The organism is Cysteiniphilum marinum (genome assembly GCF_014857925.1).
Classification (GTDB): Bacteria; Pseudomonadota; Gammaproteobacteria; order Francisellales; family Francisellaceae; genus Caedibacter; species Caedibacter marinus.
Map to the genome: position 1 here is coordinate 82270 of NZ_JACYVZ010000007.1, position 23770 is coordinate 106039.

General features: G+C 39.9%; 19 protein-coding genes and 2 tRNA genes. 7 read left to right on the forward strand and 14 right to left on the reverse strand.

What is annotated here, in order from left to right; genetic code table 11:
* The first annotated feature begins 383 nt into the window (after positions 1–383).
* The gene (locus IE867_RS05640) at positions 384–4346 is read left to right on the forward strand and encodes a glycoside hydrolase family 18 protein (RefSeq protein WP_192483803.1); all 3963 of its coding nucleotides are present in this window, start codon (positions 384–386) and stop codon (positions 4344–4346) included.
* A gap of 168 nt (positions 4347–4514) precedes the next feature.
* Positions 4515–5489: a LysR family transcriptional regulator gene (locus IE867_RS05645; protein ID WP_192483804.1), complete on the forward strand. Its 975-nt coding sequence runs from the start codon at positions 4515–4517 to the stop codon at positions 5487–5489.
* 22 nt (positions 5490–5511) lie between these two features.
* Here IE867_RS05645 and IE867_RS05650 read toward each other — a convergent pair whose 3' ends face one another.
* From IE867_RS05650 to IE867_RS05670, 5 genes are all read right to left on the reverse strand, one after another.
* On the reverse strand, positions 5512–5802 hold the full coding sequence (locus IE867_RS05650; RefSeq protein WP_192483805.1) for a helix-turn-helix domain-containing protein: 291 nt from the start codon (positions 5800–5802) through the stop codon (positions 5512–5514).
* Complete coding sequence (locus IE867_RS05655) at positions 5802–6116, reverse strand: hypothetical protein (protein WP_192483806.1); 315 nt, start codon at positions 6114–6116, stop codon at positions 5802–5804. Before IE867_RS05655 ends, IE867_RS05650 begins: the two co-directional genes overlap by 1 nt.
* 139 nt (positions 6117–6255) lie before the next feature.
* The gene (locus tag IE867_RS05660) at positions 6256–7299 is read right to left on the reverse strand and encodes a questin oxidase family protein (protein WP_192483807.1); all 1044 of its coding nucleotides are present in this window, start codon (positions 7297–7299) and stop codon (positions 6256–6258) included.
* A gap of 9 nt (positions 7300–7308) precedes the next feature.
* Positions 7309–7983: a pyrimidine 5'-nucleotidase gene (locus IE867_RS05665; RefSeq protein WP_192483808.1), complete on the reverse strand. Its 675-nt coding sequence runs from the start codon at positions 7981–7983 to the stop codon at positions 7309–7311.
* Between the two features lie 160 nt (positions 7984–8143).
* Positions 8144–9067, reverse strand: coding sequence for a ketopantoate reductase family protein (locus tag IE867_RS05670; RefSeq protein WP_192483809.1), 924 nt, complete (start codon positions 9065–9067; stop codon positions 8144–8146).
* A gap of 57 nt (positions 9068–9124) precedes the next feature.
* On the opposite strand from IE867_RS05670, the gene IE867_RS05675 reads away from it, so the two are divergent.
* The 4 genes from IE867_RS05675 to IE867_RS05690 all read left to right on the forward strand — a co-directional run bounded on the left by IE867_RS05675 (position 9125) and on the right by IE867_RS05690 (position 11266).
* A complete protein-coding gene (locus IE867_RS05675; protein WP_225629969.1) occupies positions 9125–9688 on the forward strand; it encodes a gamma carbonic anhydrase family protein in 564 nt (187 codons plus the stop codon).
* Between the two features lie 5 nt (positions 9689–9693).
* A complete protein-coding gene (gene lolB, locus IE867_RS05680; RefSeq protein WP_192483810.1) occupies positions 9694–10338 on the forward strand; it encodes a lipoprotein insertase outer membrane protein LolB in 645 nt (214 codons plus the stop codon).
* Positions 10320–11156 (forward strand): 4-(cytidine 5'-diphospho)-2-C-methyl-D-erythritol kinase, encoded by an 837-nt coding sequence (gene ispE, locus IE867_RS05685; RefSeq protein WP_192483811.1) that lies wholly within the window; start codon positions 10320–10322, stop codon positions 11154–11156. The genes lolB and ispE overlap by 19 nt, the downstream gene beginning before the upstream one ends.
* A 35-nt stretch (positions 11157–11191) precedes the next feature.
* Positions 11192–11266 (forward strand) — tRNA-Gln (locus tag IE867_RS05690).
* Between the two features lie 78 nt (positions 11267–11344).
* Here IE867_RS05690 and IE867_RS05695 read toward each other — a convergent pair.
* From IE867_RS05695 to IE867_RS05735, 9 genes are all read right to left on the reverse strand, one after another.
* Positions 11345–12916 (reverse strand): ATP-binding protein, encoded by a 1572-nt coding sequence (locus IE867_RS05695; RefSeq protein ID WP_192483812.1) that lies wholly within the window; start codon positions 12914–12916, stop codon positions 11345–11347.
* Between the two features lie 68 nt (positions 12917–12984).
* Complete coding sequence (murB, locus tag IE867_RS05700; protein ID WP_192483813.1) at positions 12985–13821, reverse strand: UDP-N-acetylmuramate dehydrogenase; 837 nt, start codon at positions 13819–13821, stop codon at positions 12985–12987.
* A 2-nt stretch (positions 13822–13823) separates the two neighbouring features.
* Complete coding sequence (locus IE867_RS05705) at positions 13824–15107, reverse strand: UDP-N-acetylglucosamine 1-carboxyvinyltransferase (RefSeq protein WP_192483814.1); 1284 nt, start codon at positions 15105–15107, stop codon at positions 13824–13826.
* A gap of 7 nt (positions 15108–15114) precedes the next feature.
* Positions 15115–16554: a ribosome biogenesis GTPase Der gene (gene der, locus IE867_RS05710; protein WP_192483815.1), complete on the reverse strand. Its 1440-nt coding sequence runs from the start codon at positions 16552–16554 to the stop codon at positions 15115–15117.
* 82 nt (positions 16555–16636) lie between these two features.
* A complete protein-coding gene (rbfA, locus tag IE867_RS05715; protein WP_192483816.1) occupies positions 16637–17074 on the reverse strand; it encodes a 30S ribosome-binding factor RbfA in 438 nt (145 codons plus the stop codon).
* 2 nt (positions 17075–17076) lie between these two features.
* On the reverse strand, positions 17077–19836 hold the full coding sequence (gene infB / locus IE867_RS05720) for a translation initiation factor IF-2 (protein WP_192483817.1): 2760 nt from the start codon (positions 19834–19836) through the stop codon (positions 17077–17079).
* Positions 19837–19846: 10 nt separating this feature from the next.
* Positions 19847–21328 carry a transcription termination factor NusA gene (gene nusA, locus IE867_RS05725; protein ID WP_192483818.1) on the reverse strand — a complete coding sequence of 494 codons (1482 nt, stop codon included), beginning with the start codon at positions 21326–21328 and terminating at the stop codon, positions 19847–19849.
* Positions 21329–21358: 30 nt separating this feature from the next.
* Entirely contained in the window at positions 21359–21823 is a 465-nt protein-coding gene (gene rimP, locus IE867_RS05730; protein WP_192483819.1) for a ribosome maturation factor RimP, read from the reverse strand.
* 106 nt (positions 21824–21929) lie between these two features.
* A tRNA-Met gene (locus IE867_RS05735) sits at positions 21930–22006 on the reverse strand.
* A gap of 359 nt (positions 22007–22365) precedes the next feature.
* On the opposite strand from IE867_RS05735, the gene IE867_RS05740 reads away from it, so the two are divergent.
* Complete coding sequence (locus IE867_RS05740; protein WP_192483820.1) at positions 22366–23766, forward strand: peptide MFS transporter; 1401 nt, start codon at positions 22366–22368, stop codon at positions 23764–23766.
* Positions 23767–23770: the final 4 nt, after the last annotated feature.

Consider the following 23770-nt stretch of genomic DNA (forward strand, 5'->3'; position numbering starts at 1 on the left):
CGCTGAAAAGCTTTCTGAAAGCCTATGGTTGAGAGGTTTATTAGAAAAAAGATTACGAAAATCATTTTCTGGAAGCCTTGATTTATCTAGTCTTGCGAGGTTAGTGGAAATTGCTGATTAATCGTCATATTCGGTCTTCATCCGAATATTCATAATTACCAATAAATTTCATCAGCTTATACCGCTTGTAAATCATTTTTAAGCGGTATATACCTCTCCCCTTGCGGGAGAGGTCGTGCAGCTTAAGCTGCACGGGTGAGGGGGATTATCCAGCACTTATTTGGACTTTACATATTTTTTACATTCACCTCACAGCTTATTTAACGATCACAAAACATACTACACACGTGTTCAACCACATCATTAATCATATCGGAGAAACAATGAAAAATACAAATACAGACAAATCCATGGGCAAGTTTAAAAAAGGGCTATTACCCTCTTTACTCTTAGGTTCGCTACTAACCCTTAGTGCTTGTGGTGGTGGCGGAGGTGGTGACACGCCTGCGCCAACGCCGGGACCAACACCGGCAACAAAGCTTGGTGTGCAAATCAGCATTCCTAATGCAACAAGTGGCAGCATTGAAGAAGGTAAAATCTCAGGCACAGGCATTGATGTTGTTATCAACAAGCAAGCCCTAAAACGCGTTGCCGGCATTGGTGCTGCCAATGATGGCTTTGCCTTAGTGCTCAAAGAAGACTTAAACCCACGTGATAGCGAAACAGCCTCACAAATGGGTACTAGCAATATTTTAGCAGGTGCGGTTGATCAAGGTAATAAAACGTATTTGATCAATGTTATGACAGACACTAATGGTTATGTACATATTCCTTTTGATGCGAGTAAGATTCAATCAAGCGGTAATATTTCAGGTATCCACCATTTTGAAGTAGTTAGCATCGATGGCAAACAGGATTTTGAAGTAACCGATGACAATATTCCACATGGTCTTAATATCAAAGTGCCAGTGAAATTCTTTTTACGTGATATGAATAACAATACAATTGATAGCAATCAAGAGATTGCCAGTGGATCACAGCTACAACTTTGTGCTGAAATCACCAAAGACTACAATGAGGGCGTCACTGTTTTTTATGCACAAAAAGATATCAATCAGAATTTGCGTCAGGGTTTAAAACTTAATGATGACCCATTTAGTGTAACCATTGCAGCAGGTGACGACAATCAAACGGCTTGTAAAACTTATACCGTTGACAACAAAGTAGATAAAGGACAAGAGTTATTAGCACAAGCTAAGAGCTATCAATATCTAGCGGATGATACCAAGAACACATCAATCCAAGCGCAATATGATACTGCTCAACCAATTATTACCGTAGATACAGATGACTATATCAATTGGCTAAACGCAAACAGTTGGCCAAGTGATGCTCAATTTGACGACAAAGGACAATTTCAACTTGCCGATATCAACGTCCATTTCGGTCATATGAAATCAGGTGATGAGTTTGTCAATGCACAAAATGATGATGTAAACGCAAGCTGTGAGGCGTTTGTTGATGGACAGTTAGATCCCAATGTAAGTTGTAGCTTAAATAATGGCGTATTAGCATTTACAGCAACGGGTGATAGTATATTTAAAACACATACCATTAACCTGACGTTCACACAACAAGGGACGAGTGTGACACGTAGTTATAATAACTTAACCATTAGTGGCGCCAACGAGCCTAAGCAAAATGTTATCCAATGGTCAGAGCAATCGGCTGGATTTGGCAATGCCAAAGGTAAAGATCAAGAGAAAAATAACTACCCTGTTGCAGGCGTATTCTCACCAACCGCCGTGGTTGTTCATGAAGATGGCAGCACATCGGATCAAGTCGATTACAGTTGTGAGGTTTATGACGATCAAACAAATACTGTTGTCACAGGAAGTGATTGTCGTCTTGTGGTAAGTAACAATGACATATTTGCTTCGGTGCCTGAGTATAAATACACTAACAAAGATGGCAAGATCAGTATGCCAAGCTTTAGTGTTAAAATTACCGCGCATGATGCCTCAACAGCTGATCCTAAACTTCAGGCGCATGATGTCACCACTAAAAATCAGCATCTTCCTTTCCCCGTGATTGATGAGGATGGTGTCTCTCTTCACTTTAAAGCAACGGATGGTAGTGAGCATATTGCTAAATCCATTGATGATGTACGCTTCCCACAAGTGCTTAATCGTGCTTCGGGGTTAAGTGCTGAAAGCTTTGCTGAAAACAATGGCAAACAAATCCAGTTAGATCAATTACCAGATTCATCTACCTGGAAAATACAAGATGATAGTTCCCCCCTTAATGATCAAGTTTACACAGTGACTAAACTAGGTGAGGCATTCCCTAACTTTAATTGGTATGAGCATGTGACCGTTGACCCTGCGGATAAGCCTTATATTGATGTAGGTGATACCGATTATATTAAAAAGGATGTTTTTTTTCTTTTTTCTAATGTCGAAGATACTCAAGGTTATACTGATGCTCCATTCTCATTGGATCGCATACAGTTAATAAATACGCCGGAAGACGATAAAATTAATGATACCTGGACTTGTGCTATCGTTGACAGTAAAGGCAACCACCTGGATGGTGATTGCTCGCAAAAACTTCTCATGGGTCAATATGTAGCACTTGTAAATAATTTGAATCCATTACAAAAAGGGCGTCAAATTCAACTCTATCTTCAGGATAACGATAAACTAGTTGAGCCTACAGCAGTTTTCCCTAATGGCAAAGGAGTTAAAATCCCTGATACTATATCAAAACCAAAGCTAATTGGTTATGTCACAAACTATGGTGTTTATGGTAATAACTCCTGTGTTGGAGGCACAGGTGGACCAGGGCATGCCATTCCTTATACCTCATACCCTATTCCTCGTAAAGACGCTTTCCCTGCCACTGGAGCACCTATTTATCAGGCAACAAGTGACACAACTTGTAGCATGATTGATGAAGGTAATAAGCAAACTATCGCTCTTCAAAATAGTGACATGGCTGATAAGGTCAAACAATTAACAGGAGTTGCTTACGCATTCTTATTTGTTTATGACGGAAGTGTCGGTTTGCCTGAAGATGCCCCATTAGGTGCTATTCATTTCAGTGACCCTTGGAGCGATTTAAAACGTGACAAAACCAACGAGGATTGGTGTAACGCTTCAAATATGAACTTTAGAATCTGTATAGCAGATGCACGCGTTCATAAAGGTGATGATATAGAGTGGCAGATGAACTTTGGTAACTTCGATGCCTTTGCTAACCTTGACCAATACAATAAAGACCTTGATAAAATCGTTTCTATTGGTGGTTGGGATGCTATTAATTGGGGGGTTTATCAAGGTGCTGGTTCTGATGAGCACATTAATAATCTAGTAGCATCTGTTCAAGCTTTAGCTGATCACTTTAATATCACTGAAGTTGATTTAGATGTCGAAAACGATGGCAAAACAGCTGACTTTTTTGGTTTCCTCAAGAAAGAATTAGCTACAGTAATTAATGAATTGCATGAAGTCAAAACGCAATCGGGTGCTGCATTAAAAGTTTCATTAACGATTCAAGCAGATCCAGCTATTATCGATGCTTTAAAAGATTCCGTCTTAAGCAAAGAAAACATTGATCATTTAGAATCACTTAACTTAATGACTTATGACTTCACTGTTGCTCAATCATCAGGTGGCAAAACAGGTTTCAATCAAACCTTGTTCCAGCCTGAAGGAGACGCACCTAATGAATTTACGATTGATTTAGCCGTGCAAGCAGCTAAAGACGTTATGCCTGGCAATGAGCACAAGATCAATATGGGGCTTGCTGCTTATTCACGTGCCATTAATGGTCCAAGCACCTTAGCAAACAATCATGGTTTTGGTAACACCTACACCGCTGACGACTCTTTTGTCTTAGCAGGAGATCTAGACAGTGCAAGCTGTAGCACAAGCTTAAAAGATGGCAACCGATGTGCATCAAGCTTCAACAACCGTTATTTACTACAGTTTGCAAAACCAGAGGAAACTTATGACTTCACGGTTGAGAAAGATGGTAAAACCTATCATGTTGGTTCAACAGCAGTTATCAATGGCTTGAAAGCACCGCAACCAGCAGGGCTTTTTGATATCACTCCTGCGACGATTTCAAGCTACTGGCAAGATATTTACGCAAACAAACTTGCCAAAAACACCAGTGTATTTTTCTATACATCCGGTGCTGATGCTAAAGATTACGGTCGCTATGCACAAGAGCAAGGTATTGGCGGTGCGATCATGTGGACGATTGATGGTGATGTTCCTGTAGCTGATACCAAAAACTCATTGATTACTAACTTTATCAATGGCTTCACCGGCAACAACTAAACCTATTGGGCGTACGCCGTACGCCCCTACTTTAACTAATGAAGCCTTGAGCAATACTCTGCTTAAGGCTTTTTCTTTTACATTTTTATTACACTATTGCGCCTTTTTAGTTACATGCTTTTTTTTACAATGCCCAACAATTCAAGGTTTAAGCAAAAGGTAAAAGCAATGACACGTTGTTTTAACGATTTATACACTTTCAATGTCGTGGTACAGAAAACATCATTCTTAGAGGCTGCCAAGGCACTCTCAACAACACATACAACGATTTTGCGTCAGGTGACCAAGCTTGAAGACAGTTTAAAAACCAAGCTTTTTCATCGCAGCAACAAAGGGCTTGAGTTAACTTATGCCGGACAAGAGCTTTATCAACGCACCAAGAAGCTCTATAGCGACCTTTCGCATGTTGTCGATGACATTGCACTATCTAACACATTAAGTGATGGCAAAAGTCATACGATCAAAGCACTATTATCCGTTGGAATGAGCATGTTTTTTATCAACTACGTTTACCCTGAGCTATGTCAAAAGTTTCCAAACTATACACTTGAGATTGACACCTATACCTTACCAACACTGGATAGCAACGCACATACCATTAAGATGATGTCTCATCAATACGATATTATCCTCATGGAGTCCTCGTATTATCATTTGATCCAAGAAGATGCATGGCAGCTTGTGCAATCATGTCATGATCACTTGGCATTGTTTGCATCAGAAGAGTATATTGCCGAGCATGGCATGCCTCAGACATTAGAGGAGCTAGCTAATCACAACTGTCTATATCCCAACATGTGGGATAAGAATATTTGGACATTTTATGATAAATACAAAAATGAATATAAAGTGTCGGTAAAGGGTAAGCTCACTGTTGATATCTTGTCATTAATCCCACAAATGATTATTGCTGGCCATGGTATTGGCTTGTGTCCCAAGCGCTCCTTTAATATGCCACACTTACAAAATGCCAATATTGTACAAGTCCTACCACAATATCATTCTGTGCAATATGAATATAATATTCTGCAAAATATCCAAAGCAGTCATAGTGCAATTGCTCGCGTCATTGCTTCAAAAATCAAAGAAGTTGCAACACGTTTAACAATTGATTCAACACATCAAGTTTATAGTCAGCATTAATTGGTTTTATCTAGATCTTCTGTTATTGGGATAAAGCAAGCAAAACATGTTTTGGATCTTTTGATATCGCTTTTAGCAAAGCTTTAGCAGGGCCTGTAGGTTCTCTGCGCCCTTGCTCCCAATTTCTTAGCGTTGGCAGCTTCACATTAATTAATCTGGAGAATTTCGCCTGAGATAATCCCGTTTTATTGCGAATCTCTTTTACTTGCATTGCATTGATTGTGAATTCACGCGATGGGGCACGCTCTCCATCTATGATTTCATTCATTTGCTGCATACTTTCAACTAATCGATTAAAGAGTTTATTTTCCATCACTGCCACCTTTCATTTAATTGCCTTAATATTTTCTTTTGCTCTGGTGTCAAATCATCTTGCTTACCTTTTTGGTAAATTAATAAAAGTCGGATCTGTGAGTCAGGCAAGACATAATAGTATATGACTCTAACACCACCTCTTTTACCTTTACCCCTTGCTGACCATCTAACTTTTCTTAATCCCCCAGTTTGCTGTATCAGATTACCAATTAAAGGATTCTCTGCCAAATAGACCTGAAACTCAGCATATTCATCATCGCTAAGTAATGACTTTACATCTTCAGTAAAAATATCTGTTTCAATAAAGATCAATTTCACACACCCAGTATGGCTCACTTACCGCTCAGTTTAGAGCACACTCAAAAGTAAGTCAATGGCGCACAATAATCCAACTCATAAGATCGTCTAGTATAACCCTACTTTCCTCGATAGAAATGGTAAAAATAAACTGCTAAAACTGAAATCCACAACGCCTTGCTGCAACGTATCGATATTTATGCTCATTTTCCGGATAGCATGTTGACTCCAAATAAGCACTAAAACTCAACTTAATCGCATGCTCCCAGTCTTTATCATGATCCAAAGCCAAAGCCCGTTTGAAAATTTCTGACCAATCAGGCACATCATTAAACTCCACAACTTCCTGTGCTAAGAAGGAAATCGTCACTGGCAAGGTTACTGCTGCTGCAATAATACCGCGCGCAAAATTATGGAGCACAATAGGTTGTTTATCCTCTGTAATATAAGGTAAAACAACTCTCAAGGCTTGCGTTCCTGTCAAAGCATGCAATGCCGTGAAATTATTAGTACGCAAGTATAAATTCAAGGATAAGTCAGCTATTGCTGTAAGCGTCCAACGATCATTTGTTTTTGTTAATGTGTTAAATACACTATTAAACGCAGATAATCCATCAATATAACGCATACGATCTGCAATTAAGCCATTGATTTTATGCACTTTGATCACTTCTTCATTCTGTCTAAACTCCTCTAAGATTGCAAAAGCATCAAACGCTTGCTTCTCGGACGAAGTATTCTTGGTTATCAATTGTGGCGTGATCACTGAACAAGCATCTGCAAGATATGCCAAAGCTGCAGCAGTTTCACTTTGACTCTCAGCCTGAATAGCAAAAGCCAATCTAATCAATGGGTGAAATGCTGCTGATATTAGATTTTGGCTGAGCCTTTGCACATATTTATTTAATGTTTTGTCAATGCCCTCATTTTTAATTTCACTCGCAAAAAAGGCTTCTAAATCAACAAAATATTTTTCCTTAAAACAATACGCTTGCCAGTTCTCTTGAGAGATCATCATGTTGCTAATAGGCTTTATTTCCAACTTTGGCTTGTAATACTCGAAAAATTTCTGCATTTGACAATCATTCGCGCCCATTTGATTGAGCGCAATTAATGCCATTGGTAAATGCGTTGCCAACTTTCCGAGATAGTAATTATCATAAGGTTTTACTTTATCTAAATAGTCCTTTATCTGCATATCAACCACTTAAACCCTCTGTTCTAAAAACTCTCCTTTTAGGAAAGACGGTACATCTTGCACAAAATAATCAATCTCAGGGTGCGCAATAAAACGCGCATGCGCCATGTCATCAGCATTAACAAGCACCGTTGCCATTCCCATTTGTTTGGCTGGGATTAAGTTATGCGATGAATCCTCAAAAAATACTGCTTTTTTAGGGTCTATATTCAAACGCTCAAAGCAAAATTGATACGCTTTAGGATCTGGCTTAGGCACAAGTCCCGTGCACTCTAATGTGACAACATCTTCAATCACTTGATTAAGGGACAGTTTCGACATCACCCGATCCGCATGATAAAGCGAACCATTCGTGAAAATAGATAAGTGTTTACCTTTTGCTTTCAAGTCATTCAACATGCCTAAAAGCTCATCATCCAAGCGCAAACGCTCCAATGGCACATTATCAATCACTGCCAAGAACTCATAGGGATCAATTGCATGATGATGCATTAAACCGTGCATTGTGGTGCCAAAGCTGTGATAGTATTCTTCACGCAAAAAATCGGCTTCTTTGCGCGTTACTTTTAATTTCTCAACAATAAAGTCCGACATATTGCGTAATTGCAAATCAAAAAATGCCGAACTTGCCGAATAAAGCGTGTTATCTAAGTCAAAAACAAAGTGTTTAAAATCTAAGTGCATAAGATGTTGTAGCTATTTCCTATGGCATCAGCTTATACCAGTTGCCAAGCATTTTACAGTGTTTCTTTTTAAGAACTTATCAACCACTGATGATCAAGTCAAACGAGAGGAATCATTTACATTCAGACATTTTGACACGAAAAACTATCAGAACATTCCTTTAATCGTATCCATTGCGATCAACACTTAGCTTTTTCATTTCTAAACACATTAACTGCCCATATAAGCGCTCAAGTGTTGGCATTTCTAGATCCTTTAAGCGCGCCATTTCAAGCACATTCTCATAAATACTACCAAGCTCCATCGGTTTATTTTCATTGTAGTCATACCACATACTAAAATAAGCGCCACTGTACTTAGGCTTGGCCAAAGCAATAAGTAAATTATCAATCGCTTCAACATTAAGCTCAACGTTATAAGCATGTGCTACGCTAATAACCTCAAGCGCAATCTGACGAATCATCTGCGCAATCTGTTGGTTATTTGCCAAGGTATTCATATCTGCCTGAAACACAACCGATGCACCATTGCATGGCGCACTCACAAGTAGCTTATGAAAGCGTAAGTCCAATACACTTTCTTTCTTATTCGCTTCAATAAAAGCCTTACTCAACAAGCGATCAACACTTACATTATCTCTTGGCTGCATATAAGCATAATCAATATTACATAACTGATTATGCCACGTGATTTCATTACCTTTTTTACTCACTTTAATATGGCTTATTGCACCAATGATTGTATTACTATCATCTAAGTATTGTCTAAGCTTATTCTCTTCATTAATTCCATTTTGCAGCAACACAATCCACTTATTGCGCACATTTTTTAGCGATTCAAATAACACACTATTTACAGTTGACTTGGTGCAAATAAAAATAAGATCACCATCAATACCTTCAACACAATCAACAAGATCCTTAAAACTTGCAGCAAGCGCCATACCTCCGGTGACCTTAAGATCAACCGCTTGTTGATTTTTTGGCTTTTGCTTTACAACCAACTGCACTGCAACACCTGCATTTTGTAAGCGCACAGCAATAAACCCACCAATGGCACCAACACCAATAATACTTACCTTCATAACAATTCCTTTAATCCTTTTTATCCTACCTTAGCTTGTGATATATTGCCTTTTATTATGCGAAAACAAAAGACTATTACCATGCCCATTCGTTCATTTAATGGTAACACACCGAGTATTGCTACAGATGCGTTTATTGACCCAATGGCAACCGTCACCGGCGATGTCTCTATTGGCAAAATGAGTTCTGTGTGGCCTAATGTTAGCATTCGCGGTGACCTTCTAAACATCACCATCGGTTATAAAACCAACATCCAAGACAATTCGATTTTGCATACCACACAATTTCTTGACAACCTCGGCACCGGTTACGATACACGCATAGGTGACGAGGTCACCATTGGGCACAGTGCGGTTATCCATGGCTGCCATATCGGCAATCGCGTGCTTATCGGCATGGGCGCAATTATTTTGGATGGCGCGATTATCGAAGATGATGTCATTGTTGGCGCGGGCTCTCTGGTGCCACCAAGAAAACGTCTTCAATCAGGTTTTTTATATATTGGCTCACCTGCGGCCCAGTCTCGCTCATTAAAAGATAGCGAGAAAGCTTATATTAAAGCCAATGCCCAAAACTATGCTGAAGTCATGCAAATACATAAAAAAGAGCTTGGGGTCTAAAGCCCATGTTTAAAAAACATATTCCCTCTACCATCGCTTTATATTCTTTGATTACCTTCGTTCTTTTATTAATAACAGGTTGCACCACAATAAGCACACCTAAAGCACCTCTTATGCCAACGACCTCACCACAAACACAGTGGCAAAGTTATCAGCAAAATCTACAGAAACTAACCCAATGGCAAGCGTCAGGGGTGATTGGCATTATCATCAATCACAAAGGCGAATCTGCTAATTTCATCTGGAAGCAAAACAAACAAGATTTCTGGATTCAAATTTATGGACCATTAGGCATCGGTGCTACGACTTTCTCAGGTGACAATCATCAAGTAGAGCTTAAGCGTAGCAATGGTGAAGTGATTAAATCACAAAGTCTTGAATCCCTTATGCAATCACAACTTGGCTGGAGTTTACCGATTGAGGGCTTATATTATTGGGCGCGCGGTTTATATATCCCACAAGTGCCTTATCGCAAAACGCTTAACAACTTTGGTCTAGTACAAAACCTAAAGCAGCAAGGTTGGCAGATCCAATATAAAGACTATATGCTGTATGACACGCAATATCCACTTGCTGAGAAAATCATATTTCGTTATGGTGATGATTTAAAAATTACACTCGTGATTAAATCATGGCTTTTGAACCCGTAACTTATCCCTCTTATGCCAAGATCAATCTTTTTCTGCATATCACCAGCAAGCGCGATGATGGCTATCACAATCTGCAAACTTGGTTTCAGTTTATTGATCTTAAAGATTTTCTATATTTTTCATTTACAGAAGATTATCAAATCAATCTATCTAGCAACGTTAACATTAGCCAAAAGGAAGATAACCTAATCTACAAAGCAGCACTTGCTTTAAAGCCTTTTGCTAAAGCGCATACTGGTATTGATATTCATATTGATAAGAATATTCCAATGGGGGCGGGTCTAGGTGGCGGCAGTAGCAATGCAGCAACCACGCTGATTGCTCTTAACACATTATGGCAGTGTCATCTTTCTAATGAGCAATTACACAATATTGGTCGAAATCTTGGTGCCGATGTACCGATATTTTTACTGCAACAAGCAGCTTGGGCTGAAGGGATTGGTGAGATACTAACGCCTAAAGCTTATATCGAACAATATGCACTGATTATTAAACCCGACTTTCATGCCAGCACTCAGGAATTATTTAACCATCCCTTATTAAATAAGAACAAATCGCTATTAAATCATCGAGAAATCACTAACCCACTAGCGCATGACAATGTCTTTCTTGAAGTCATTCAAAAGCTTTACCCAGATATATGGCAAAATTTACAAAAACTACCCAATGCACAAGCGCTAAGATTAACTGGATCAGGTGCGTGTTTTTACCTCCTTAGCACGGATTACAATCAGCTTTTACAAAATCAGAAAAAGTTAGAAAAAGATGTTGACAGTTGGATAGTGAAAACATTAAACTTTGCACCTGTCGAGCGATGACAACCCCTTAACTAAGCGGTTTTCACGATCAATATTGGGCTGTCGCCAAGCGGTAAGGCAACGGGTTTTGATCCCGTCATGCGCAGGTTCGAATCCTGCCAGCCCAGCCATAAAATATCATATTTTTTCAAGATACAATAAGAAACTCCAAGCATTATCTATTTTGTTTTATTAAAGCATTATTATCATCATGCTTCTGATCTATTAAGCTCAAATCCGTTAATGCTACGCGTATCTTGGTCAAAGGAAATACCGATTTCATAGATAGGCAAATTGAGGCTTAAAAATTTCTGCTTATAATCTCTGTCAATTATTTGCTGCAGCGCTGCTTTTGCGACATTGTTGCCATGACTTACTTTAAACTCAAATAAAATAACCTTATTGTCAGGCACAATAATTGACATGTCTATTTTCCCCATAGAAGTTGCATTCTCTGCCGCTGTTTGCATGCCTAACGCCGTGAAATAACTATAGATCACAGCACAATAATGCCCCTCATAATTCTGAATTGGATTATTCCTATACCAATCATGCGGAATAGCAGAAAAAAGCGACTTAATACATGACTCAAAAAATACCCAATCATCCTTTAGCAATGCCTGATAAAGATTATTCTTATTGCGATTATTATGGTAACTCTCAACACCAATTCTCGATATTTCTGCATTTAATGCAGCTTTGACCTCCATATTAGGATACGTTAATACAAAAGCTAACTGTGTGCCAATATATGCTTTTTCTTTAATGGTAAGATAGCCTGTTTGAAACAATACTGTTTCTAATGGCAAATCATTAATATCAATATTGTTCAACATATCCTTACTCACCAAACAATGCTCAAAGCTCGGTACATTATACTGCCCTTGCTTTAACAGTTTAATTAAGAAGCTTGGCGTACCTGTTCTAAACCAATAGTTATCAAACTCTTTATTGTGACGAAAGAACAATAAAATATCATAGGGATTATATACACTGTGATCCGGATTCCCCGAGAAGTTAAAACCATTATACCACTGCTTTAATTTAACCTTATCAACCCCTTGCAAATAGTCCTTAAAATAAACCTCAAGCTCAGCTTGCGTGTAACCACAAATCTCTGCATATTGTGGCATAAAACCAATATCATCAAGGTTATTAAGCCCTGAAAACAAACTGACTTTTGAAAATTTTGTCACGCCTGTAACAAACACAAACCGCAAATAGGCATCATTATCTTTGATGACACTATATAAACCTTTTAAAATCTCTCTATTAACTATCGCCTCGTCAGTTTGATTAATCACATCTAAAATTGGTTTATCATACTCATCAACCAGCACCACAACATGTTGATTATACTTTAACTTCAACGCTCGAATTAATGCATGAAACTGCACACCAAACTCACGTTTTGGCAAGGTAATATCATGCGCTTTAGCATGTTCTTCAAGTGTGTTTTCAATAATATCAAGAAGTGCTTTTTGACTTTCAAAACCTTTTGACCCACCAAAACTAAAGTGAATGACTGGAAATTGTGCTCCCCAATCCCAATGCTTTTCTGCATAGGTTCCTTTAAAGAGTTTTTGATTGCCTAAAAAAAGCTGTTTTAATGTATCAACGGTTAAGGTTTTACCAAAGCGTCTTGGTCGAGAAAGAAAATAATATTTGCCCTCATTCACAAGCTTCGTTAACAAATGTGTTTTGTCTACATAAGCTGCATTGTGCTTTATGATTTCCTGTAAACTGGAGTAACCCAGTGGCAGATGCTGGAGATTATCCATAGCTAATTTTCTCATCAATGCAAATTTAACGTAAAGTATAACGAAATTATGGGTTATTACATAGCACGTTAAACCAAGATCTGCTCTAACTCCAACTGCACTTGATAATGTATTAACACTGCCTGCTTAATATGCTCGACTAATTGAAGTATCTGTTGACCTGTAGCATTACCGGTATTGATAATTACACCACCGTGCTTAGGTGATATCTGCGCGCCACCAATTTGAAAACCTTTTAGCCCAATTTTCTCAACCATCTCACCAACAGTAATATGATAGTTAGGGCGCTTAAACACGCTTCCCGCACTTGGCTCAGGGGGTAGCTTTGCTTGGCGCTGTGACAGGATATCATCCATTTTATCTTTAATTTCCATCTGTGACTTTACCGATAAATCAAAACATGCCCCAAGAATAATCACAGCGCCTGTTTTAAACATCGAATAGCGATAGCCATAATCGATATCCGCTTTATCAATCTGCTGTTGTGTAAAGCTCTCACGATCCAAAATATCAACATAGCGCACATGATCATAAATTTCATCGCCATAAGCGCCGGTATTCATAATCATTGCCCCACCAATACTCGCTGGCACATCAAAAAATGTCTCAACACCACTTAAACCATGCTCATAAGCGTATAAGGAGAGCTCTTTTAACAACACACCAGCCTCAGCATAAATACCTTCGCTCACGTGAGAGATCTTTTTAAATTGATCCTTAATCACGATAAATGCGACATCCTCATACACACTTTGCGTCAAAATGATATTACTGCCATTACCCAAGATAATCACCTTTGTATGGCGCTTGTATATTTCAATGATTTCATCTATCGATTGCGGAAAATATACATGCTTGGCAAAGCTCTCGATATGGTAAGTATTATAAGGCTTTAATGAAAACATAGTCACTCTTCTTTATCAATGCTGATGTGCATAAAGTGGGTAAGGTTCTCCAGTAGATTCTCATAGCCGCGAAAAATCTGCTCAGCTGACGTAATCGTACACACCTGGTCGGATAACGATGCACCCATCACGACTGCCATTCCCGCTCTTAAATCATAGCTTTTCATACTTGTCGCATGCAAAGGCTCAACAATACTGCCTAATACTTTAATCTTATTATCTTGGTAATCTATCGGAAAGTTCAGCTTTTTAAGCTCATCAACATACTTGATGCGCTCAGGATAAACGGTATCAGTAATCTCAGATACACCATCAGCTTTAGCACACATTACCGCGAAAATCGGTTGCAGATCCGTTGGAAATTCTGGATAAGGCATTGCCGTGATGTTCACCGGTGTTAATACGCTTTTTTTACCATAGAAACAAATACGACTACGCTCAGCATCAAACTGCCATTTCGCCCCCATTTGTTTTAAAACATCCAACGGTTTTGCAATATACTCTTTGGTGTCAACCCCTTCAACACAGACATTTAAACCATGCAAATAAGCTAAAGCCGCATAGGTCATCGTCTGAATACGATCATACATTACACGGAAAGTAACACCAGAGAGCTTCTCGACACCATCAATCTGCATAATGCGCGCACTGTGATCAATTTTGATCTTGGCACCGGCATAATTGAGAAAACTTGCAACTTCAATCACTTCCGGCTCTAAAGCAATGTTATTAAGCTTCACCTGAGCAGTTCCTGTTGCAGCATATAACATCAAGTTAATACTTGCGCCCACCGATGGATAGCGTAATGTGTGCTCAACTGATTTATCCGCCTGATGCTCAATCACAATATGATATTCATCATGTGTAACCTTTGCTCCCAAAGCTTCAAAACCTAATAGATGGATATCAAAGGGTCTTTGCTCGCTAAAAGAGCATCCACCAGGATAGCCAATTTTCAATAGACTAACTTTCTTAGCCAAAGCACCAAGCAGCATCAATGATGTTCGTGTGCGACGCGTGTAATTACTAGAAAGCTCTATTTTATTGACTTTTTGCGGAGCAGTAATAGTTGCCACACCCTCTTTTCTATCAACCTTACCACCAATTGCCTGCAAGATATCACACACAGCATGGTAGTCACGCAAACTGGATGGCACATTATCAAACGTCGTTGCTTCTTCAGTTAGCAAACTCGCAAACAACAAGTGTAACAAAGCATTCTTAGCGCCTGATAATTTAATATTAACATCTTGAAGATGGTGACGTTTACTGACTTTTAACTGCATAAAATAACTAATCTTTGTATTGCTTTAACGCACGTTTTTTCTGCATTTTCTCCTTCTGCGTCTGCTTATCCCTATAACGTTGCAATGGTGTTGATTTTTTTTGTTTCGTTGGTTCATATGGATTAACCGACTGCTTAAACTCAAAATTAATCGGCGTACCCACAAGATTAAAAGCCTCACGGAAAAACTTCTCTAAATAGCGCTTATATGACGCAGGCAAATTATTTACCTGATTACCATGAATCACGATAATTGGCGGATTGTGTCCACCCATATGCGCATATTTTAGTTTGATTCTTGATTTACCGGACATCGGTGGTACATGATCTTGTGTCGCCATTTTTAAGACTTGGGTCAACTCTGGTGTTGATATTTTTTTCGTAGCACTTCTATAGGCATTTTTCAGTGATGCAAACAAATGCCCAACATTAGTACCATGCAGAGCCGAGATAAAATGAATATCAACATAGTCTTTTAAAAATACCAAGCGCCGATTAATCTCTTCTTTGAGATTTTCTCTGTCTGACGCACTCATGCCATCCCATTTATTGATCGCAATAACCATCGCCCGCCCCGCGTTTAACGCAAAGCCCATCAAGTGCATATCTTGATCAGTTAACCCTTCTTTAGCATCGATTAACACAATTACCACATTGGCATCTTTGATCGCTTGAAGCGTTTTAACCACCGAGAATTTCTCTAATGTTTCTCTGACCTTACCCTTACGGCGAATCCCTGCAGTATCAATAATGGTGTAATCTTCCTCATTGCGTGAAAAAGAAATATAAACACTGTCAATCGTGGTACCCGGCATATCATAGACAACCACTCGATCTTCACCTAACATACGATTGGTTAGTGTTGATTTACCAACATTCGGACGACCTATTAAAGCAAAGCGAATACCGCGCTTATTGGCTTCACCTTCGGCATGTTCGGAGTCTTTAATTGCTTTATCACACAAAGGTAATAAAGTGTCTGATAATAAGTTACTGACACCACGGCGGTGGCTTGCGGCAACCGTGAATAATGCATCAAAACCCAATGAGTAAAAATCAGCCGCAGCAACTTCTTCCTGCATGCCATCAGTTTTATTAATCACTAATACAGAAGGCTTACCACGTGTACGCAGAAGCTCAGCAATATACAAATCTCCCGCTGTTAACCCAGCTTGCGCATCAACAACGAAATAAACAAGATCTGCCTCTTCAATCGCAAGCACAGATTGGTCCGCCATTGATCCATCAACACCGGCATCATTATCAGATAAGCCACCGGTATCAATGACAATAAAAGGTTGCTCTTCAAATTCCGCTTGACCATACTGGCGATCACGCGTCACCCCTGGCATATCGTAAACCAACGCATCACGCGTGCGTGTTAAAGCATTAAAAAGTGTCGATTTACCGACATTCGGGCGACCGACTATTGCAATGACAGGAACCATAATTCTAGAACTTAAGTACTCTTGATATTTCTGCTTGGCACTATAGCTTATTTAGGTCTAAAGAACAAATGCTGATACGCGATCAACGCAACCTTTCGCGCGGCTCATCATGACCATCATCCTTGTGATCATTGCTTTCATTTTGATTTTCTTCCTGTTGAATAAATTTCTCGTCCTCCTGACGAGCTTTCTCAATTAACGAGTTCATTTTATTACCATAGGCTAGCGACTCATCATAGAAAAATCGCAAAGCCGGAGCGATACGTAAACGCAGCTCTTTGGCAAGCGCTGTACGGAAAAACCCTTTGGCTGAATCCAAAGCTTTCACTACCTGTGTTGGATGCGTTTCCGTGCTTAATGATGAGAAAAACACCTTGGCATAAGATAAATCCTTGGATACCTCAACACCAGTAATGGAAACCCATTGCAAGCGCGGGTCACGCACTTTAGTTGCTAGCAATGCAACAATGATCTTTTGAATCTCATCACCAACACGCTCAACGCGTGAATTACTTGCCATAATTATATTTCTCTCTTGATTTCAACCGTTTCAAAGACTTCGATCTGGTCACCAACTTTAACGTCATTATAGTTCTTAACACCAATACCGCATTCTATGCCTTTTTTGACTTCAACGGCATCATCTTTGAAGCGCTTTAATGACTCTAAAGAACCTTCATAAATGACCACTTGATCACGCAATACGCGAATTGGGTTGTGACGTTTAATCACACCATCAATAACCATACAACCAGCAATCGAACCAAACTTCGATGATCTAAAGACATCACGCACTTCAGCAACACCAATAATTTGCTCTCTTAGCTCAGGCGACAACATCCCCGACATCGCTTGTTTCACATCATCGATTAAATCATAAATAATGCTGTAATAACGCAGCTCAATACCATCAGCTTCAGCTTGTTTTCTGGCCGTTGCATCCGCACGAACGTTAAAGCCAAAAAGCACTGCTTGAGAAGCTACCGCCAATGACACATCAGAAATAGTGATTCCACCAATACCTGAAGCAATCACATCAACCTTAATCTCATCATTACTAAGCTTAACCAGTGATTCGCGAATCGCTTCTACCGAACCCTGAACATCCGCTTTAACAATGACATTCAAGGTTTGACGCTCACCTGTGGACTCACCCATGCGATCAAATAAGCTTGATAACTTACTGGCTTGTTGCTGCTTCAAACGCTCATCTTTTTTCTTTTGCGATCTATATTCAGCAACTTCGCGCGCTGTTTTTTCATCTTTAACCGCAACCATCTCATCGCCGGCATTTGGCACACCCGAAAGACCTAAAATCTCAACAGGTGTTGACGGACCTGCCGTGTTAATTTTTTGCCCAAGATCACTCATCATCACACGAACACGGCCATATTCCGTACCGCATAATACGATATCACCTTGGCTTAATTCACCACTTTGCACCAACACGGATGCAACAGCACCACGCCCTTTATCTAGGCGTGATTCAATGACAACACCTTTTGCTAAGCCTTTATTAACCGCTTGAAGCTCTAATACTTCAGCCTGCAATAGCACAGCATCTAATAATGCATCAATACCTAATCCTGATTTCGCTGAAACGTGAGCAAACATTATATCGCCACCCCATTCCTCAGAAATGACATCAAGTTGTGAAAGCTCAGTCTTAACACGATCTGGATCGGCTTCAGGTTTATCCATCTTATTCACTGCAACGACAATCGGCACGCCAGCAGCACGTGCGTGTTGAATTGCCTCTTTAGTCTGTGGCATCACACCATCATCGGCAGCTACCACCAAAATCACGATATCAGTACTTCCCGCACCTCGAGCTCGCATTGCAGTAAATGCTTCATGTCCAGGTGTATCCAAGAATGTAATCTGACCTTTTTGTGTTGTCACCGAATAAGCACCAATATGCTGTGTAATACCACCAGCTTCACCTACAGCGATACGTGTTTTACGAATATAATCCAAAAGGGAGGTTTTACCATGATCAACGTGACCCATAATCGTCACGACTGGCGCACGCGGCATCACTTCTTGACTTGAAGAGTCAACAACCACCGTCTCTTCTAATGTTTCATCACGATGCAGTGTGTATTCATGGCCTAACTCTTCAACAATCAAAATCGCTGTTTCTTGATCTAATGGCTGATTAATTGTTGCCATCACACCCATTTTAAATAGCACCTTGATAAGTTCAGCTGCTTTTACTGCCATTTTTTGCGCTAACTCATTGACTGTAATGCCTTCAAAGATCACTACTTGTTTCATAACCTTTTCAACTGGCTTAGTAAATTGCTGTGTTTTGACTTTGTTTAACTGCAATTTCTTAGGTTTAGAAGGTTTACGTGAAAAACCATAACCATCTTCATCATCATACAGTCCACGTGAGCCTTTCTTTGCTGACGCTGATTTTGATTTTTTTGCCCCTTTGCGTGAGTCATTATTGTCATCTTCACTTGCTCTACGCTTTGTTTTGTCAAGCGTTTTCTTATGTGTGGCTTTTGCTTCATTAACCGAGTTATCTTCTATTACTTTATCTTCAACAATCTCAGGTCTTGACGTTATTTTAAAGCCATTATTTTTTGGTTTTTCAGCAGATTTTTCAGTAATCATAAAGCCACTGTCAGCTGTTTGATCTACTACGTCATCAGCTGTTGTTGACTTCTTTTCAGCTTTTGCTGGCTTCGCTAATTTTTTAGGTTTAGGAATAGACTTGCCAGTTTGCGCTTTAGCTTCTTTCACTTCTTTGGCTTCTTTTGTTTCTGAAGATACATCATCAACAGTAACTGCTTCTACCTCTTGATCTGCTTGAAGTTGCCCAGACGTTACTACTTCTTCTGTCACATCATCGTTTGCTATAACCGCGTCTTGTGTCGTCTCTGATTCAATTGCTGATTCATTATGGACCTCATCATTAACCTGTTCAACACCAACCGGCTCATGCTCTTTGGCAACCTGAGTGTCATCCTTAACCTGCTCTTCAGCAACATCAAGCGCCGGCGCAACAAGCGTTTTCTTTTTGCGCACCTCAATATTAACCTTGCGATTTCCAGCGACTTTCAACTGTTTTGTTGTCTTTCTTTGCAAAGTAACTGATGATTTCTTCTCCGTTGAGCCGCCTTGGATAAAACTAAGAAGCTGGTTTTTTTCGGCATCAGTCACTAAGTCATTGATGCTTTTCTTATGCACACCTGATTGTTCAAACTTCTCAAGTAGTACACTTTCATTAATTTTAATTAGTTTGGCTAGTTGCGCCACTGTCATCTCTGCCATCACATTTCTCCTACTTCTCGTTATCCTCTTCAAACCAAGGCGCACGCGCAGTCATAATCAAAGCTGCTGCCCCATCTTCAGAGATCGAAATAATTTCGCGTAAATCATCAACGGCTAATTCAGCCAAATCTTCCATTGTAATCACATCTTTTTGTGCTAATGTCTCAGCCCACTCAGCCGTCATTCCTTCCATATTTAGCAAGTCTTCTGCCGGCTTGTTTCCAGCTAAGGCTTGTGAAATAAGCGCTGTTTTAGCCCGCTCTTGTAGCTCTTCACAGATCTCATTGTCAAAACCTTCAATCTCAAGCATTTCTTCACGCGCCACGTAAGCGACTTCTTCAAGACTGGTAAAACCCTCTTCTATCAATACTTCAGCAATATCTTGATCAATATCCAAGGCCTCCATAAACAGCTGAATATTTTTCTCTTCCTCTTCTTGCTGTGCTTTCTCAGCAACGGTACTTGAGATGACATTAATATGCCAACCAGTTAAAGCAGTTGCCAAACGCACATTTTGCCCACTTTTACCAATCGCTTGTGATAATTGATCTTCTTTAACAGCCACCTGCATTGCTTGCCTGTCTTCATCTTGAACGATAGACGTCACTTCAGCAGGTGCTAACGAATTCATTACAAATTGCGCTGGATTATCATCCCATAATACGATATCAACACGCTCACCTTGTAATTCATTAGTGATCGCTTGAATACGTGAGCCACGCATACCAACGCACGCGCCAACAGGGTCAATACGCTTATCATTCGACTTCACAGCCACTTTAGCGCGAGAACCTGGATCACGTGCAATACTAACGATATCCATCAACTCTTCAGCAACTTCAGGCACCTCAAGAATCAACAAGGCATGCAACATTTTCTTGTTCGCACGTGACAAAATAATTTGCGGCCCCTTGCCATCATCATCGATACGTAAGATACAAGCGCGTAATTTATCATTTAAACGATAATTCTCTTTAGGTAATAGCTCTTTTCTAGGCAACACACCCTCAGCGTCTTCACCTAAATCAATAATAAGGAAATCACGCGTAGTGCGCTTAACTTCGCCATAAACAATCTTGCCAACTTTATCGCGGAACTTTGCCACCATTAAACGACGCTCTTCATCACGCACTTTTTGCATGATAATTTGCTTAGCGGTCATCGCGGCAATTCGTCCAAACTCGACTGACTCAACGGGTTCCATCAGCACATCACCAACGACGACGTTATGCCCTTTCTCTTGAGCAACATCAACATATAACTCAGCCGCGTAATTCTCAATCTCATGATCTTCATCAACGATTTGCCATTGACGATATGTTTCATAATCACCCGTTTTGCGATCAATCTTAACAACAATTTCAGCCTCTTCTTCAAAGCGCTTTTTAGTTGCCATCGCCAAGGCTTCTTCCATGGCTGAAAAAAGTAAATCTCTTGAGACTTCCTTCTCATTGGCAACGGTTTCAATAACCAGTAGTAACTCTTTACTCATAACTTTCACCTATATCCACATTATTAAAGATTAAAACTTGGGCACAACGCGCATTTTATCAACATTGTGAAAATCAAAGCGAATTTCTTCGTCTTCTTCTGTTTTAACAACTACTTCATCATTGTCTACTGAGATAATCACACCTTTAAAACGGCGGCGATTATTCTCTGTTGCTTGATGCAATTGCACTTTAACCTCAAAACCCTCCAAGGCTTTTGCCTGTAGCGCATTAAATACACGACGATTCACCCCTGGGGAAGATACTTCCAACGAATAAGCACCACTGATTGGGTCTTCAACATCTAAAATTGCACCCACAGCACGACTGACTTCTTGACAGTCATCAACTGAAATGCCTTCTTCATGATCGATAAAAATGCGTAAGGTCATGCTGCCGGTATCTGCAGAATATGCATCCATTTCAATCCCCCATAAAATAAATCCAAGGCTCTCTACTTCTGGCGCAATAAGCGCTTCTAACTGATCAACCAACATTCCAACACACTCCTTGGGGTATAAAAAAAGGACTACTATGAGTCCTTTTTATCTACAAAACAAAAAGGCCCATAAGGGCCCGAAATTTCTCAAAATCTTTTTAGGTTGGTAGCGGGGGCTGGATTCGAACCAACGACCTTCGGGTTATGAGCCCGACGAGCTACCAGGCTGCTCCACCCCGCGTCAACTGTGGGACATATTAGCAAATCTTTTTTAAATTGCAAGACTTAAGTTTAAAATTTTCTGGCTAAGGCTAAATATTCATTCACAAGCGCTCACCGCACCCTAAGCTTAAATCGAAGCGGTGCACTGAGCACCAGTCGAAGTGGCTAAGCTTTGGAAAACAACACTTCATAGAGGCTTCGACTTACGCTCAGCCAACGCTTACACAATAAAAGTGGTCCGAAACATGGTCATAGCCAATTTTTTTAATCACTTGAAAAACATTTTGACTAGAATAATAAACACACAAAACAAAAAACATGCTTTTACAGTAAAATTTCCTTACACTCTGAATTGGATCCAAAAGAGGAGAGATATACTTGAAAACACTAACAGCAAATCAACCACACGGCTTATGGTACCTATTTGGCGTTGAGGTATGGGAGCGCTTTAGCTATTACGGAATGCGCGCACTACTTATTTTATATCTAACCAGTGAATATTGGGGCATGAGTGATACTGACGCATATTTAACTTATGGTGCGTATGTCGCCTTTGTCTATATGGCACCTGTAATTGGCGGCTATATCTCAGATGCTTACCTTGGTCATACAACGAGCGTTAAATATGGCTGTGTACTGATTGTGATCGGACACTTACTATTGACGGTTGAAGCAAGCTTCTTTGTTGGTCTTGCCTTTGTTGTTGCCGGAACTGGATTTTTTAAATCATCAATGGCAGCAAGCATCGGCAGGTTATATGACAAAGGTGATAAGCGTCGCGACGCGGGCTACACTTTGTTTTATATGGCAGTAAACTTCGGCTCATTCTTTGCCGTACTCTTAGTACCTATGCTTGCAAAATATTTTGGCTGGCATGTTGGCTTTGGCGCTGCTGCTGTTGGGATGGCATTAGGGTTAGTTGTTTTTTTATTAGGTCAAAAGAAAGGTGTATTACCTAAAGATCAATTTAGCGCCTCTAAATTAACGCGTATTTTAGCAATCGTTGGCGCATTATTATCCGTAATTGTCTTTACTTACTTTATTGCTCACCCAACAGACACTTCAACGCTACTGTATATCGTAGCAGGCTTCGTTGGCTTATATTTACTCTACAAGGCGATCAAAGGTGGTAAAGAATATATTCTAGCAATTTTAGCGGTTGTCAAAATGTCGCTTATCATTATGATCTTCTTTGCTCTTTTTGAACAAAAAGCCACGAGCGTCTTACTCTTTACTGAGCGCTTAGTTGATCTTAATTTATTTGGCTTTGAAATTTCATCAGCGAGCACGATGTCTTTAAATCCATTTTTCATTATTGTGCTTGCCCCTTTCTTTGCTGCACTTTGGTCAAAGTGGAACCCAACCGTATTTGCCAAAATGGGGAGCGGAATTTTATTAACAAGTGCGGCAATGGGTGTCTTAACACTCGGCGCTTATGAAGCAATGCAAGGCTCACCTATTTCACTGCTATGGATTATTGGTAGCTATCTACTGATTACCATGGGCGAGTTGGCTTGCAGCCCAACCGGACTTGCCGCAATCAGCAAAGTCTCACCAGTTGATGTCGTTGCGGTATTATTCGGTGTATGGGGTATTAAATCCTCTTTTAGTAACTACTTTGCCAGCTATATTGCAACATTTACCGATGTTGGTGGCAATGGCACCGAACAAGCTGCTGCTTATTTCAATGTATTTTATCATTTAGCACTTGTTGCTTTAGCTGTCGGCATTATCGTCCTGATCTTATCACCATTATTAAAACGTATTTATAAGATATAACATC